Raw genomic sequence first — 14,226 nt, forward strand, 5'->3', positions numbered from 1 at the left:
GCTTTTTTCGAGCAGGGCGCTTCAGCGTTCCCAGTAGCCGGCGATGGGATATTTCGCACACAAGGCTTCGAGTTCTGCACGCAGTTGTTGCTGCAGAATCGGTTCGAGGCGGTACGCGTGCTCCCCCAGCGGGGTGACATTGTCCAATACCCGGCACACCAGATCGATGATGTGTCGACAGCCCTCGGCATCGACACCGCGTTGCGCCATGGAGCCCGTGCCGATACACAAGCCACTGGCAACGGCAGACGAACGCGTCTCACCCGGTATGCGGTTTTTATCCACCACGACACCGCAGCTTTCCAGCGCCGACTCGGCGATAGCGCCGGTAACGCCGCCGCGCAAGCGAATCAGCACGGTATGGTTTTCACTGCGCCCGCCGACCACTTCATAGTCATGGGCCTGAAACGCGCTGGCCACTTCATCGGCCAGGGCGCGAATCCGCCCCATGCACGCGTCGAACTCCGGCGTCATCGCGTAGCCCAGCGCAGCGGCTTTGGCGGCGATCATATTAACCGCCGGCGCGCCCTGCATGCGTGGGAACACGGCTTGATCAAGTACACGGCTGAAGGTCGCCCTCAAGCCGGGCACCTTGGTATGGGCATCGCGGCCGGACAGGATCAAGCCTCCGCGCGGCCCACCCAGCTGCTTGTGGGTACAGGTGGTGGTGACATGCGCGGCATTGATCGGACTCGGGTGCCGCCCCGTCACGACCAGCCCGGCAATATGAGAAATGTCGGCGAGCAGGATCGCACCCGCTTCATCGGCTATGGCGCGAAACCGCTCGAAATCCACAACCCGCGAATAAGCCGATGCACCGCAGATGATGATGCGTGGGCGATGGGCAAGCGCCAGACTACGCACCTGCGCGTAATCGATCAGTCCGTCGGCGGTGGTGCCGTAGCGAATGGCCTTGTAGTAGGCACCGGTAAATACAGCGGGGCTGCCATGGGTAAGGTGCCCACCGTGATCGTGGGCCATGCCCAGCAGGGTATCCCCCGGTTCAAGCAGGGCGGACAGCACTTGGGCGTTGGCGTTGGAAGCCGAGTGCGACTGCACGCCGGCGTAGTGGGCATCGAACAATTCACGCGCCCTGCGGATAGCCAGGGACTCGACCAGATCGACATTCTCGCAGCCCGCCCGATGGCGTCGGCCAGGCGCGCCCTCGGCAGTGATGTTCACCAATGCAGACGCGGAGGCCACCAGGGTGCGGGGTTCGACCGCACAGGAGGACGCGACCAGTGACAGTGTGCGGTGCTGGCGCGCCACTTCCGCGTCCAGCAGCATCGCCAACTCCATGTCCTCGGCGTGCAGATCCGCCATGCCTCGGCGCAACAGGTCAGCCTGATCCTGCAGGTGTACGGTATTGACTGCCATGGGGAGTGTCCTTTCCTTGGTCGCTGCGTAGCGGTTCGTCCTGAACCGTGGCGCCCAATTAAACAGGAAATTAAACATTTTCCAAATTAAATGTTCGCTTTTGTCCCCCTTTGCCGAGTAACTGGCCATTTGCCTTTCCGCCTGACAGGGTCGAGCATCTTGGGCTTTATTGTTAAGCCACGCGCGTGCAACACTTGCGCCCGCCGCAAAGCCTGAACGCCCTGGATGGGTACTTCAGTGCTGAAACAGCCTGCGTGGCGTCTTCAAGGATCAACGGTTTTTACTAAAGGGAAGTGGTGAGCACGTGATGCACAGACGAGAAAAAACCGAGCACTTGAAGAGCAACATCAAGTACTTGATCAAGAGCCGCGGCGAGACCCAACTGTCGTTGTGCAGCGCGGCCGGCCTGACCCGCACCACGATCTACAACATCCTCGAAGGCAAGGTCGTCAACGTTCAACAGTCGACCCTGCGCAAGATTTCCGATTTTTTCGGCGTGTCTTACGAAGAAATCGAGACCATCGATTTTGAAGCCAAGGAAATCATCGAGAGCAGTGTTTCGCCCCAGGGCAATATGAACCCGGCAGCCGTGCCTGTGCTCAAGCAAAGCCAGGTCATGCAACACCTGGACAAGCGCATCGGCGAACTGGCCACCCTCTTCCCGCTCACGTACTACTTCGGCGCGTCCCATAACCTGATCGGCGTGCAGCTGGAGCATCCCATCGCGGGAGTGAACGAGCCAGGTGACCTGCTGATCATCCAGAAGGGTTCATCGAGCGATGCCAAGGAAAAGCTGGTGTTCGACAAGGTCACTCAGGCGCTGTTGATCAGCCGTGAGGCCTGCGCCAACTCAGAACGCCTGTGTGTACTGGGCGATATCATTGAGGAGCGCTTCAATGATCACGCATGAAAGCGAGATAGAAAACAGCAAGTACAAACTGCTTGGCTTCGAAAATGACAAGAGCCTGGCCGTGATCATGATCATCGCCACGGGCAAGATCATCCGGGTCAAGTTGAGCGAAGTCATCAACAGCGAAATCATGGACAACTTAAATAAAATGGAAGTTAAAAACCTGTACAAGAAGTTCTATTCCCAAGGCGGCTCGGTGACCGCGTACGACCTCAATGACCGTAATGAAAACTCATGGATGATCTACATCATCCTGAACCTGCTGCTCTTCACTTTTTATATTTTCACCAGCATCGCCGCGACCAAACCGATCTACATCGAGTCACTCGACATCATCGTCACGCCCGGCACTTTCCTGTATCCGTTGACCTTTTTGATCGTGGACCTGCTCAACGAAAACTTCGGCCTGAGACTCGCCAGAAAGGCCATTCTGTTTGCCTTTGCCAGCAACGCGATGATCATCATCCTGCTCTACGGCTCGACCTTCCTGCCCGGCCTGCCAGGTTGGAAGCTCGACGGTCCTTACAACGATGTGATCGTCCAGGTATCGTCGGTATTGATCGCCTCTTCGGTGTCGTTCCTGGTGTCGGAAAATATCAACTCGTATTTACTGTGCAAGATCAAAGAGCTGACCAATTCCAAATACCTGTACCTGCGCATTTTCCTCAGTACGTTCTTTGCGGTGATTATCGACAGCTTCCTGTTCTGCTTCATCGCGTTCTACGGCGCCATGCAGACCAGCGACATCCTGAGCATGATCTACGTACAGATCGCGATCAAAGTCGGCTTTGCGTTCTTCAATATCCTGCCGGCCTACGGTGCCCGCTCGTTGTTCAAGCGCTACCTGACCGCCGCCACTGCCTGATGCGTAGCAGCTGTCGAGCCTTGTCGAGACTCGACAGCTGCGTGTTGGAGGTCAGTTCAGCTGCAATTTCTGCTTCAGGCTCTGCATGACCGCTGCCTTTTTCTGCAGGTAGTCATTCAAGCCACGTGCACGCAGGTTGCACGCATCGCACTCGCCGCAGCCGGTGCCGATAATGCCGTTGTAGCAGGTCAGGGTCTGCTCGCGGACCAGGTCCAGTTGCTGGTGGTAATCCGCCAATGCCCAGGTCTCGGCCTTGTTCAGCCACATCAACGGGGTTTCCAGGCGTACGTCGTACTCCATGCCCAGCTTGAGCGCCTGGTTCAAGGCTTTGACGAACTCATCGCGGCAATCGGGGTAGCCGGAGAAGTCGGTTTCACACACGCCGGTGATCACCGTCTCGGCCTTGACCTGATACGCGTAGATAGCCGCCAGGGTTAAAAACAGAATATTGCGGCCCGGCACAAAGGTGCTCGGCAGGCTTTCTCCGGAGCTGTTCACGGTAGGCACCGGGATGTTGTCGCGGGTCAGGCTGCTGATCGCCAGTTCGTTGAGCAGCGACACGTCCATCACTTTGTGAACGGTGGCCCCCAGTTGCTTGGCCAGCTGCCGGGCGACTTCGATTTCCGCGACATGGCGCTGACCGTAATCGAAGGTGATGCAGTGCACTTCGTCATACAGCGGCAGCGCCTGGATCAGGCAGGTCGTCGAATCCTGACCGCCACTGAACACCATAACGGCTTTTTTACTCATCACTTTGCTTCCTGCAGGGGTAGGGTTTGGTCGTAGTTTAAAGGTCACTCAATAAAAAACCCCGCGCTTCTTTCGAAGGCGGGGCCTTTTTATTACTCAGACACTCAGTGGGCGTAGGTCAGCAACAGCTCTTTCGGCACTTGGAAATCCAGGGACATCATCACGCTGAGCGCGGTGATGGTGAAGATCGAGAACACGAACAGCTTGCGCGCCCAGACGGTGTCGTCCACCGCCTTGTAGCCGGTCCAGGCCATGTACAACCAGTACATGCCCATGGCCGCGGCGACGGCAAGGTAGCTCATGCCGGCGTAGCCACTGAAGGTCAACATCAAGGTCGCCACGAGGAAGGCCAGGATGTAGAGCAGGATGTGTTTCTTGGCGACCTGGATGCCACGCTTGACCGGCAGGACCGGAATCGAAGCAGCCAGGTAGTCGTTGAAGCGGAAGATCGCGATGGCGTAGGAATGCGGCATCTGCCACAGGCTGAACATCACCAGCAGCACCAGCGCAGCCATGTCGAAGCTATTGGTCACAGCCACATAACCAATCACCGGCGGCATCGCCCCCGACAGACTGCCCACCAGCGTGCCGTGAACCGACTTGCGCTTGAGGTACAGGCTGTAGAGGCCGACGTAGATGACAAAACCGATCACGGCAAACAACGCCGCCAGCGGGTTGGCCACCTGGTACAACAGGGCCACACCGGCAACACCCAGGACGGTCGCGAAGATCAGCGCCAGTTTCAGGGAAATAAGCCCCTGGACCAGCACGCGATTCTTGGTGCGCTCCATCTTGATATCGATGTCACGGTCGATGCAGTTGTTGAAGACACAACCGGAAGCTACCACCAGGGACGTGCCGATCATCGCAGCCAGGAAGATGGCCAGATCGACATGTCCCTTGGAGGCCAGGAAGAAACCGCCCGCCACAGAAAGCACGTTACCGAAAATGATCCCCGGTTTGGTGATTTGGATAAAGTGCTTAAGCGACATCGGGTCTTACCTCACTTCGCCATCATGAACGTATGGATGCTGAACATGATCCATATCGACAGGCCAACCAGCAGCAGGATTACTAAGCCTGCGAACACGAACGCAATCACGTTATCGCGCTGCTCTTTAGAACGATCCAGGTGCAGGAAGTACACCAGGTGAACCAGAACCTGAATCACCGCGAACGCCAGCACGATCATCAAAGTGATCGATTTCGGCAGGGTCGGGTACATCACCAGACCGAACGGGATGAGCGTCAGGATTACCGACAGGATGAAGCCGATGGCGTACGACTTAACGCTGCCGTGGCTCGCATCATGGCTGTCATGGTCATGGGAGTGTGCATTAGCCATTACAGAGTCCCCATCAGGTAAACAACGGTGAAGACGCAGATCCAGACCACGTCCAGGAAGTGCCAGAACAGGCTCAGGCAGCTCAGGCGAGTCTTGTTGGTGTTGGTCAGGCCGTGTTTATTGACCTGATACATCATCACCGCCATCCACAGCAGGCCGGCCGTTACGTGCAGACCGTGGGTGCCTACCAGCGTGAAGAACGCCGACAGGAAGCCGGAACGGTGCGGGCCGTAGCCTTCGGAGATCAGCAGATGGAACTCGTTGATCTCCATGCCGATGAAGCCCAGGCCGAACAGGAAGGTCAGTGCCAACCAGCTCAGGACGCCTTTCTTGTTGCCCTTGTAGAAGGCCAACATGGCGAAGCCGTAGGTGATCGAACTGAACAACAGCAAGGCGGTTTCGCCGAGCACGTAAGGCAGTTCGAAGATGTCGTGGCCCGACGGGCCACCCGCAACGTTGTTTACCAGCACCGCGTACACCGCAAAGATCGACGCAAACAAGATGCAGTCGGTCATCAGGTAGAGCCAGAAACCGAAAACGGTCATCGGCCCCGAGTCGTGGTGATGGTCATCGTGCCCATGGTCATCGACATGGGCGTGTCCAGCATTGGTCACTAAGTTCGACATGGTTTAAGCCTGTTCCAACGAGGTTTCTACACGGTTGGCCGGGATTTTCTTCTCGGCGACCAGGCGAGCGTGCTGCTCGGCTTCGATGCGCTCGATCGTTTCGACCGGCACCATGTAGCCTTGATCATCACGTGCTGCGTGGACAATGAAGTAGCCGATGGTGCCCACCAGGCTCACGATTGCCAGCCACCAGATGTGCCAGATCATCGCAAAACCGAACACGGTCAACAGCGCACCCATCACCACGCCAGTAGCGGTGTTGCTTGGCATGTGGATCGGCTCGTAGTGCTTGGGCTTCTGGTACGCAGTACCGTCTTCCTTGGCTTCGGTGAACGCATCGATGGTGTTCGCAGTCGGGATCACGGCGAAGTTGTAGAACGGAGGTGGCGACGAGGTCGACCATTCCAGGGTGTGGCCATTCCATGGGTCGCCGGATTCGCAAGCGTTCTGCTTACGGTCACGGATGCTCACGTACAGTTGGATCAACTGGCAGGCGATACCCACAGCGATCATGAGTGCACCAAACATGGCGACGTACAGGTACGGCACCCACTCAGGGTTGGTAGTGGCGTTCAGACGACGGGTCATGCCCATGAAGCCCAGTGCATAGAGCGGCATGAACGCAACGAAGAAGCCCGAGATCCAGAACCAGAACGCAGCCTTGCCCCAGCCTTCGTGCAGCTTGAAGCCGAACGCTTTCGGGAAGTAGAAGCTGAAACCAGCGATGTAGCCGAATACCGCACCACCGATGATCACGTTGTGGAAGTGAGCGATCACGAACAGGCTGTTGTGCAGGACGAAGTCAGCACCCGGAATGGCCAGCAGTACGCCGGTCATGCCGCCGATGGCGAAGGTCACCATGAAGCCCAGGGTCCACAGGACCTGGCTAGTGATGCGCAGACGGCCGTGGTAGATGGTGAACAGCCAGTTGAATAGCTTCACCCCCGTCGGGATGGAAATCAGCATCGTCGCAAGGCCGAAGAAGGCGTTGACGCTGGCCCCCGAACCCATGGTGAAGAAGTGGTGCAGCCACACCATGAAGCCCAGTACGGAGATTGCGCCCGATGCGTAGACCATCGAGTGGTGACCGAACAGGCGCTTGCCGGTAAAGGTCGAGATCACTTCGGAGAAGATACCGAACGCTGGCAGGATCAGGATGTACACCTCAGGGTGACCCCATGCCCAGAACAGGTTCACGTACATCATTGGATTGCCACCAAGTTCATTGGTGAAAATGTGGAAATCCAGGTAACGGTCAAGCGACAGCAGCGCCATGGTAGCGGCCAGGATCGGGAACGACGCCACGATCAGGACGTTGGCCCAGGTGCAGGTCCAGGTGAAGATCGGCATGTCCATCAGTTTCATGCCAGGGGCGCGCATTTTCAGGACGGTGGCCAGGAAGTTGACCCCCGTCAGCGTCGTCCCGAGTCCTGATAACTGTAGCGCCCAGATGTAGTAGTCCACACCCACGCCAGGGCTGTACTGGATGCCCGACAATGGCGGATACGCAACCCAACCGGTCTTGGCGAATTCGCCGACACCCAGGGAAACGTTGATCAGCACCACGCCGGAAACCAGCAGCCAGAAGCTCAGGGAGTTCAGGAACGGGTAGGCAACGTCACGCGCACCGATCTGCAGCGGCACTGCAAGGTTCATCAGGCCGGTGAAGAAAGGCATCGCCATGAAGATGATCATGATCACACCGTGGGCGGTGAAGATCTGGTCATAGTGTTCAGGCGGCAGGTAGCCAGGCGAACCTTCGGTGGCCATGGCCAACTGGGTACGCATCATGATGGCGTCGGCAAAACCACGCAGCAGCATGACCATGGCAACGATGATGTACATCACGCCGATTTTCTTGTGGTCGACCGACGTCAGCCACTCGGTCCACAGGTAGGTCCACTTCTTGAAATAAGTGATTGCTGCAAACAGTGCCAGACCACCCAGCGCGATCATGGCGATGGTAATCATCACAATCGGCTCGTGGAACGGGACCGCATCCCAACTTAATTTACCAAACATCGTTTACTCCTCTGCCCCAGCAGTTGAATGCGAGCCCGTGTCAGAACCTTCAACCGCGGCCACTTCTTTCTTCTCGTGCTTGACCGGCTTGCCTGGCTTCATACCTTCGTACTTGTCGACGATTTTCTGAAACAGGTTCGGCTCATACGCGGAGTACAGGGCGACAGGGTTGTTCTGGCTTGGTTTGGTCAGGGCGTCGTATTCAGCTTGATCAAGCTGTTTAGGTGCGGCCTTGACTTCGGCTACCCAGGCGTTGAAATCTTCCTGGCTCGTCGAGATCGCTTTGAATTTCATGCCGGTGAAGCCAGCGCCGCTGTAGTTCGCGGAGATGCCTTCCATTTCAGCTTTTTCGTTGGCGATCAGGTGCAGTCGGGTCTGCATGCCTGCCATCGCGTAGATCTGACCGCCCAGGGCAGGGATGAAGAACGAGTTCATCACGGCGTCGGAGGTGATCCGGAAGTTAAGCGGGGTGTTCTCAGGGAAGCGAATCTGGTTAACCGTGGCGATACCCAGGTCCGGGTAGATGAACAGCCACTTCCAGTCCAGCGCGACCACTTCGATGTTGATCGGCTTGACGTCGGACTCCAGCGGACGGTACGGGTCCAGCTCGTGGGTCGACTTATAGGTGATGTAACCCAGGGCGATGATGATGAGGATCGGGACCAGCCACACCGCGATTTCGATCTTGGTGGAGTGCGACCACTTAGGCGCGTAGGTCGCGCTGGTGTTCGACGCGCGGTATTTCCAGGCGAAGGCAAAGGTCATGATGATCACAGGCACCACGACCAACAACATCAGCAGGGTGGCAGTGATGATCAGGTTTCGTTGATCCAGACCGATCTGTCCTTTTGGGTCCATCAAGGTCCACTTGCAGCCTCCCAGCATTAACATCATGCCAAGCAGCGGCAAAAAGCCTAGTAATCGGGGGTACCTGTTTTTACTCATCTCACGACCTCTAAAGCAGCTTGCGCAATGCAGTTGGGTTTTGATCGCCAACACTTCACCCTGCCAAGGGTTGGCATTTCTCTTCGATTGAATAAGAGCCTGCCCGGCACGCCATATAACGGAGCGTTTCACGGACCTGCGGTGAGTTCTTATTCGATTTCGTGGTTAAAGGCCTTGTTACAGACCAATTCCATTTGGTGCGGATAGTTGAAAGGCTGCCGGAACCTTGGGGTCGCACAGAGCCGTCCATCTGCCCCTCGACCGCTCCAGTGCTCAAATATTGAGCAGCACCGGACATTCAGTGCGGGCGATTGTAGTTAGCTAGCGATGTATAAACCATGTCTTATAAAGAAATAATTTTTATCGATTACAGCAATAATCCTTCACCAATATTGCAATGGTTCGCGATCTTATCGCGTTCAATTCTCAACAAAAACCACAAAAATTGCCGTGTTATAGGGCAAACGGTCACAGCCCTTACACCCCGTAAGGGCCTACGAAACCTATGCAACCCCCCATAAAACAAGGCATTCGGACATCACTCAAAGCCTTGTACGACGTGAGGTACGTGGCGTCGTCCAAACCACGAACTGACAGCACATCCTGGAGGCTTTTTGCAAATTTAAGCGTTGGTTTGGCGGGTCAGAAACGTCCTGCGGCGGCTTCCGTGTGACAACATGTCGCACACTGCGCGCAGCCAAAATTGTCCGGCGTCACGCTCTGTTCACAAAAGCCTACATGCAAAAACGCCCCGGCCTACCTTGAGGAAAGACCGGGGCGTTTCACTGATGGGTTCAGCCTTTGTGGCGGCGATTACGATAGATACCCAGGGGCACCAGGATGACCGTCAGCACGAACGCCACCAGCGCCCATTGCGCCAAAGACAGGCCCAGCACCGGCGGGTACGGGGTGCTGCAGAAGCCATCGACCTGGAAGCCCAGCGGGAAGACCTTGGCCAGGGGCAGGTCGTCGACGATAGGTTGCAGCACATCGACGCCGCAGCTCACCTGCGGGAAGAATTGGGTGTACACATGGTGACCGGCCGCGGCCACCCCGCCGAGAGCGCTGAGTACCACCAGGCCTTCGAACAGCGTGAGGGCGCCCTTGGTGCGCATGGCGGCACCGATGAACGCGAAGATCGCAATCAACAGCAAGGCATAGCGTTGCAGGATGCACAACGGGCACGGCGCCTCGCCCAACACCACCTGCATGTACAACGCTCCACCGATCAGCGCCAGGCAGATGATGCCCAGCAACACCAGAAAGCGCCGCTCCCTGCCTAAACGCAATTCGTCACTCATCCCCGTATCCCTTTGTTTGGTTGTGCCAATGGCCGCAAGTTTACACACAGAGAGTGGTTTAAACAGAGAGGGGTTAACAGGGGATTAATCGAGAGGAACAGAGATCCAAATGTGGGAGAGGCAAGCCCCCTCCCACATTATTTTGAACAGTGTGAACCTTCAGGTCTTATTCCAAGGCAGCCGCCGGGCCGAAGAATTCGTAGCGACTTTGCTTTTCGGGTACGCCCAGAGCCTTGAGGTGGCGCTTGATCGCCGCCATGAAGCCTTTAGGTCCCAGGAAGTACGCATCCATGTCACGCTGCTCCGGCAACCACGCCGCCAGTTGCTCCTGGCTCAACAGACCGACTTTATCCGCCGCCGGGCTCACGCCGTCGTCCTCGGCATAGCAATAAAAGCGCTTGAGCTGCGGGTGCTTGGCCGCCAGTGCATCCACCCAATCGCGGAACGCATGCACCCCGCCATTGCGCGCGCAGTGGATAAAGTGCACCGGGCGCTCGGTGGCCAGTGCGGCCTCCAGCATCGGCAAGGTTGGGGTGATCCCTACTCCGCCGCTGATCAGCACCAGCGGCTTATCGCTGGCCGCCAGGGTGAACTCGCCCGACGGCGGAAACAGGTCAATCGTCGCACCGACCTGCAACTGGTCATGCAGGTGATTGGAAACCCGCCCGCCGGCCTCGCGCTTGACGCTGATGCGGTATTCACCCCCATCACTCAACGCCGACAGTGAATAGTTGCGGCGCACTTCCTCACCGTCGAGCACCAGCCTCATGCCGATGTATTGGCCCGGCGCGGCCGCGAGGATCGCCCCGTTGTCCGCCGGCGCGAAATAGAAGGAAGTGATCTCGGCGCTCTCCTCCACCCGCTTGACCAGGGTAAACGCCCGCGCACCGCGCCAGCCGCCGGGGGCCTGGGCTTTCTCTGTGTAAATAGCGGCTTCGGCACCGATCAGGATGTCCGCCAGTTGGCCGTACGCGGCGCCCCAGGCATTCATCACCTCAGGGGTGGCGATCTCACTGCCCAGCACCTCGGAAATCGCCCGCAGCAGGCAAGCGCCCACGATCGGGTAATGCTCCGGCAGGATCTGCAAGGCCACGTGCTTGTTGATGATCTTCGCCACCAGGTCGCCCAGTTGGTCGAGCTGGTCGATATGCCGCGCGTACATCAATACGCCATTGGCCAGGGCCCGGGGCTGGTCACCGCTGGCCTGGTGAGCCTGGTTGAACAGCGGGCGAACCTCAGGGTACTCGGAGAGCATCATGCGGTAGAAATGGGTGATCAGCGCTTCACCGCCGCTTTCCAGCAGGGGCACGGTGGATTTGACGATGGCACGGTCTTGGGCACTAAGCATGGGAGCCTCCTGGGCTTCTTTACTGATTGCCCTTAGCTACTCAGCATTCATGCCAACTAATAAATCCTTTAATTTCAATAGGTTGAACATTATGTAGTCAGTATGACCTCCTACACCTTATAGTCATAAGGACCACAAGGAGTCATTATGACTGCACATTCGCTGCTCACCACCCTGCTGCCGCTGGTCGCCGACCTGTCGCGGGAACTGCCCGAAGGCGAACGCTATCGACGCCTGCTGCAAGCCATGCGCGCCCTGTTGCCGTGTGATGCGGCCGCCCTGCTGCGCCTGGACGGCGAGTCGCTGGTGCCGCTGGCGGTGGATGGCTTGAGCGCGGACACCCTGGGCCGCCGCTTCAAGGTCAGCGAACATCCGCGCTTCGCCGTGTTGCTCAGCAGCCCTGGGCCCACACGCTTTGACAGTGACAGCGAATTGCCCGATCCCTACGACGGCCTGGTCGATGGCGTGCACGGCCACCTGGAAGTCCACGACTGCATGGGCTGCCCGCTGTTTGTCGACGACCTGCCCTGGGGCCTGTTGACCCTGGACGCGCTGGACACCGAACGCTTCGAACGCGTGGAACTGGACGCCCTTCAAGCCTTCGCCAGCCTCGCCGCCGCCACCGTCAACGTGGCCGAACGTATCGAACGCCTGGCGTTGCGCGCCGAAGACGAACACCAGCGCGCCGAGATCTACCGCCAGGCCAGCGGCCAGCAGCACAAGGAAATGATCGGCCAGAGTAAAACCCACAAGCGCCTGGTGGAGGAAATCAAGCTGGTGGGTGGCAGCGACCTCACGGTGCTGATCACCGGCGAAACCGGGGTGGGCAAGGAACTGGTGGCCCAGGCCATTCACGCGGCGTCGTCCCGGGCGGACAAACCACTGATCAGCCTCAACTGCGCGGCCCTGCCGGAAACCCTGGTGGAAAGCGAGTTGTTCGGCCATGTGCGTGGCGCCTTCACCGGCGCGCTGAATGAACGGCGCGGCAAGTTCGAGCTGGCCAATGGCGGCACGCTGTTTCTGGATGAGGTGGGCGAACTGTCGCTGACTGTGCAGGCCAAGTTGCTGCGGGTATTGCAAAGCGGCCAGTTGCAGCGCCTGGGCTCGGACAAGGAACACCAGGTGGACGTGCGCCTGATCGCCGCCACCAACCGCGACCTCGCCGACGAAGTGCGCAACGGCCGCTACCGCGCCGACTTCTACCACCGCCTGAGCGTGTACCCGTTGCAAGTGCCGGCCCTGCGCGAGCGCGGGCGTGATGTGTTGCTGCTCGCCGGCTTCTTCCTCGAGCAGAACCGCTCACGCATGGGCCTGGGCAGCCTGCGCCTGACCAGCGATGCCCAGGCGGCGCTGCTGGCCTATAACTGGCCGGGCAATGTGCGGGAGCTGGAACATTTGATCGGCCGCAGCGCGCTGAAAGCCCTGGGCAACTGTCGCGAACGCCCGAAGATTCTGAGCCTGAGCGCCCAGGACCTGGACTTGCCCGACGTCAGCACGCCGGTGATCGAAGCAGCGGCAGAAACCGCCCTGGCCGTCACCGGTGACCTGCGCCAGGCCACCGAGGACTACCAGCGCCAAGTCATCAACGCCTGCCTGGAACGCCACCAGCACAACTGGGCCGGCGCCGCCCGCGAACTGGGCCTGGACCGCGCCAACCTCGGCCGGATGGCCAAGCGTTTAGGGCTCAAATAAACCAGACAACTCGGTCAAATGTGAGAAATGCAGGAAATGTGGGAGGGAGCTTGCCCCCTCCCACACTAGACCTGCTTTGCCTGAAGGATCGGATTCACCGGCTGAGCCACCTTAGGCTTACGAAACACCAACACATTCCCCAGCATCACCAGCACCAACCCCGCCAACGCCGGCGCGGTCCACTGGTAGCCTTCGGCAAACGCCGACACATTCAGCGCCACCACCGGGAACAGCACCGTGCAATACGCCGCACGCTCCGGCCCCATGCGCCCGACCAAGGTCAGGTACGCGGTAAACCCGATCACCGAACCCGGAATCACCAGGTACCACAACGCACCGATGTAACGTGCGCTCCAGTCCATCTCAAACGGAATGCCGCGCACCACGCAGTAGGTCGCCAGCATCAACGAACCATACAACATGCCCCAGGCATTCGTGGTCAGCGGCCTCAGACCGGCCTTCTGCTGCAGGCTCGAGAGCATATTGCCCGCCGAGAAACACATCGTCCCCAGCAACGCCAACCCCAACCCCAGCAAGGTCTGCGGACTGGCGGCATGCCCCACCAGCTCCGGCCAGAACAGCAGGCCCAAGCCGGCCAAGCCCAGGCCACCGCCCATCAACACATTGCGTGCCACCCGCTGGCCGAAAAACACCCGGGCGTTCAGCGCATTCCACAGCGTGGCCGTGGAAAACACCACCGCCACCAGGCCGCTGGGGATCCATTGGCTGGCCGTGAGAAAGCACATGAAGTTGACACAGAAAAGGCACAGCCCCTGGGCCAGGCAGATGAGGTGCCCGCGCCGGTTCATCACCTGCAACTTGCGACTGACCAGCAACAACGCAAACAACACCAGGGCCGCCAGGCCGAAGCGGTAGACGATGGACACGGGAATCGCCACCACACCCAATTGCCATTTGAGGGCGATCCAGGTGGTGCCCCAGATCAGCACGGTGAGTAAATATAGGGAAAGGTTCATAGCGGGCTCCATCGATTGAGCCACAGTGTCGCCTTCAACCCGGGCAAGGCTCTTGCACAATCTTGCGC

13 protein-coding genes are annotated in these 14,226 nt (G+C 58.6%); 3 read left to right on the forward strand and 10 right to left on the reverse strand.

Annotation, left to right across the window (positions count from 1 at the left end):
• Window positions 1-21: 21 nt before the first annotated feature.
• Window positions 22-1,377, reverse strand: coding sequence for a serine hydroxymethyltransferase (gene glyA, locus AC07OT_RS29100; RefSeq protein ID WP_092359288.1), 1,356 nt, complete (start codon window positions 1,375-1,377; stop codon window positions 22-24).
• A gap of 304 nt (window positions 1,378-1,681) precedes the next feature.
• Here glyA and AC07OT_RS29105 point away from each other — a divergent pair, with 304 nt between their 5' ends.
• Both AC07OT_RS29105 and AC07OT_RS29110 read left to right on the forward strand, forming a co-directional pair.
• The gene (locus AC07OT_RS29105) at window positions 1,682-2,287 is read left to right on the forward strand and encodes a helix-turn-helix transcriptional regulator (RefSeq protein WP_092359290.1); all 606 of its coding nucleotides are present in this window, start codon (window positions 1,682-1,684) and stop codon (window positions 2,285-2,287) included.
• The gene (locus AC07OT_RS29110; RefSeq protein WP_495109706.1) at window positions 2,274-3,152 is read left to right on the forward strand and encodes a queuosine precursor transporter; all 879 of its coding nucleotides are present in this window, start codon (window positions 2,274-2,276) and stop codon (window positions 3,150-3,152) included. The genes AC07OT_RS29105 and AC07OT_RS29110 overlap by 14 nt, the downstream gene beginning before the upstream one ends.
• A gap of 51 nt (window positions 3,153-3,203) precedes the next feature.
• Here the strand turns inward: AC07OT_RS29110 and queC are convergent, their stop codons facing one another.
• The 8 genes from queC to hmpA all read right to left on the reverse strand — a co-directional run bounded on the left by queC (window position 3,204) and on the right by hmpA (window position 11,489).
• Window positions 3,204-3,902 (reverse strand): 7-cyano-7-deazaguanine synthase QueC, encoded by a 699-nt coding sequence (queC, locus tag AC07OT_RS29115; protein ID WP_495109707.1) that lies wholly within the window; start codon window positions 3,900-3,902, stop codon window positions 3,204-3,206.
• Window positions 3,903-4,006: 104 nt separating this feature from the next.
• A complete protein-coding gene (gene cyoE / locus AC07OT_RS29120; RefSeq protein WP_027607620.1) occupies window positions 4,007-4,894 on the reverse strand; it encodes a heme o synthase in 888 nt (295 codons plus the stop codon).
• Between the two features lie 11 nt (window positions 4,895-4,905).
• Entirely contained in the window at window positions 4,906-5,247 is a 342-nt protein-coding gene (gene cyoD / locus AC07OT_RS29125; protein WP_010206434.1) for a cytochrome o ubiquinol oxidase subunit IV, read from the reverse strand.
• Window positions 5,247-5,873: a cytochrome o ubiquinol oxidase subunit III gene (locus AC07OT_RS29130; protein WP_010206435.1), complete on the reverse strand. Its 627-nt coding sequence runs from the start codon at window positions 5,871-5,873 to the stop codon at window positions 5,247-5,249. Before AC07OT_RS29130 ends, cyoD begins: the two co-directional genes overlap by 1 nt.
• A 3-nt stretch (window positions 5,874-5,876) precedes the next feature.
• Window positions 5,877-7,895 carry a cytochrome o ubiquinol oxidase subunit I gene (gene cyoB, locus AC07OT_RS29135; RefSeq protein ID WP_065939027.1) on the reverse strand — a complete coding sequence of 673 codons (2,019 nt, stop codon included), beginning with the start codon at window positions 7,893-7,895 and terminating at the stop codon, window positions 5,877-5,879.
• A gap of 3 nt (window positions 7,896-7,898) precedes the next feature.
• Window positions 7,899-8,840 carry a ubiquinol oxidase subunit II gene (gene cyoA / locus AC07OT_RS29140; protein ID WP_027607622.1) on the reverse strand — a complete coding sequence of 314 codons (942 nt, stop codon included), beginning with the start codon at window positions 8,838-8,840 and terminating at the stop codon, window positions 7,899-7,901.
• Window positions 8,841-9,634: 794 nt separating this feature from the next.
• The gene (locus AC07OT_RS29145) at window positions 9,635-10,141 is read right to left on the reverse strand and encodes a disulfide bond formation protein B (protein ID WP_027607623.1); all 507 of its coding nucleotides are present in this window, start codon (window positions 10,139-10,141) and stop codon (window positions 9,635-9,637) included.
• A 166-nt stretch (window positions 10,142-10,307) separates the two neighbouring features.
• Window positions 10,308-11,489: an NO-inducible flavohemoprotein gene (gene hmpA, locus AC07OT_RS29150; RefSeq protein WP_495109708.1), complete on the reverse strand. Its 1,182-nt coding sequence runs from the start codon at window positions 11,487-11,489 to the stop codon at window positions 10,308-10,310.
• A gap of 147 nt (window positions 11,490-11,636) precedes the next feature.
• Here hmpA and norR point away from each other — a divergent pair, with 147 nt between their 5' ends.
• Window positions 11,637-13,181 carry a nitric oxide reductase transcriptional regulator NorR gene (gene norR, locus AC07OT_RS29155; RefSeq protein ID WP_495109709.1) on the forward strand — a complete coding sequence of 515 codons (1,545 nt, stop codon included), beginning with the start codon at window positions 11,637-11,639 and terminating at the stop codon, window positions 13,179-13,181.
• Between the two features lie 65 nt (window positions 13,182-13,246).
• Here the strand turns inward: norR and AC07OT_RS29160 are convergent, their stop codons facing one another.
• Window positions 13,247-14,158: a DMT family transporter gene (locus AC07OT_RS29160; protein WP_495102762.1), complete on the reverse strand. Its 912-nt coding sequence runs from the start codon at window positions 14,156-14,158 to the stop codon at window positions 13,247-13,249.
• Window positions 14,159-14,226 lie beyond the last annotated feature (68 nt).

The sequence above is a fragment of the Pseudomonas sp. GW821-FHT09C10 genome (assembly GCF_059418085.1).

Excerpts from the sequence above, each read along its gene's own strand:
- glyA (WP_092359288.1), bottom strand. The coding sequence starts at position 1,377 with ATGGCAGTCAATACCGTACACCTGCAGGATCAGGCTGACCTGTTGCGC.
- AC07OT_RS29110 (WP_495109706.1), top strand. The coding sequence starts at position 2,274 with ATGATCACGCATGAAAGCGAGATAGAAAACAGCAAGTACAAACTGCTT.
- queC (WP_495109707.1), bottom strand. The coding sequence starts at position 3,902 with ATGAGTAAAAAAGCCGTTATGGTGTTCAGTGGCGGTCAGGATTCGACG.
- cyoE (WP_027607620.1), bottom strand. The coding sequence starts at position 4,894 with ATGTCGCTTAAGCACTTTATCCAAATCACCAAACCGGGGATCATTTTC.
- cyoD (WP_010206434.1), bottom strand. The coding sequence starts at position 5,247 with ATGGCTAATGCACACTCCCATGACCATGACAGCCATGATGCGAGCCAC.
- AC07OT_RS29130 (WP_010206435.1), bottom strand. The coding sequence starts at position 5,873 with ATGTCGAACTTAGTGACCAATGCTGGACACGCCCATGTCGATGACCAT.
- cyoB (WP_065939027.1), bottom strand. The coding sequence starts at position 7,895 with ATGTTTGGTAAATTAAGTTGGGATGCGGTCCCGTTCCACGAGCCGATT.
- cyoA (WP_027607622.1), bottom strand. The coding sequence starts at position 8,840 with ATGAGTAAAAACAGGTACCCCCGATTACTAGGCTTTTTGCCGCTGCTT.
- AC07OT_RS29145 (WP_027607623.1), bottom strand. The coding sequence starts at position 10,141 with ATGAGTGACGAATTGCGTTTAGGCAGGGAGCGGCGCTTTCTGGTGTTG.
- hmpA (WP_495109708.1), bottom strand. The coding sequence starts at position 11,489 with ATGCTTAGTGCCCAAGACCGTGCCATCGTCAAATCCACCGTGCCCCTG.
- norR (WP_495109709.1), top strand. The coding sequence starts at position 11,637 with ATGACTGCACATTCGCTGCTCACCACCCTGCTGCCGCTGGTCGCCGAC.
- AC07OT_RS29160 (WP_495102762.1), bottom strand. The coding sequence starts at position 14,158 with ATGAACCTTTCCCTATATTTACTCACCGTGCTGATCTGGGGCACCACC.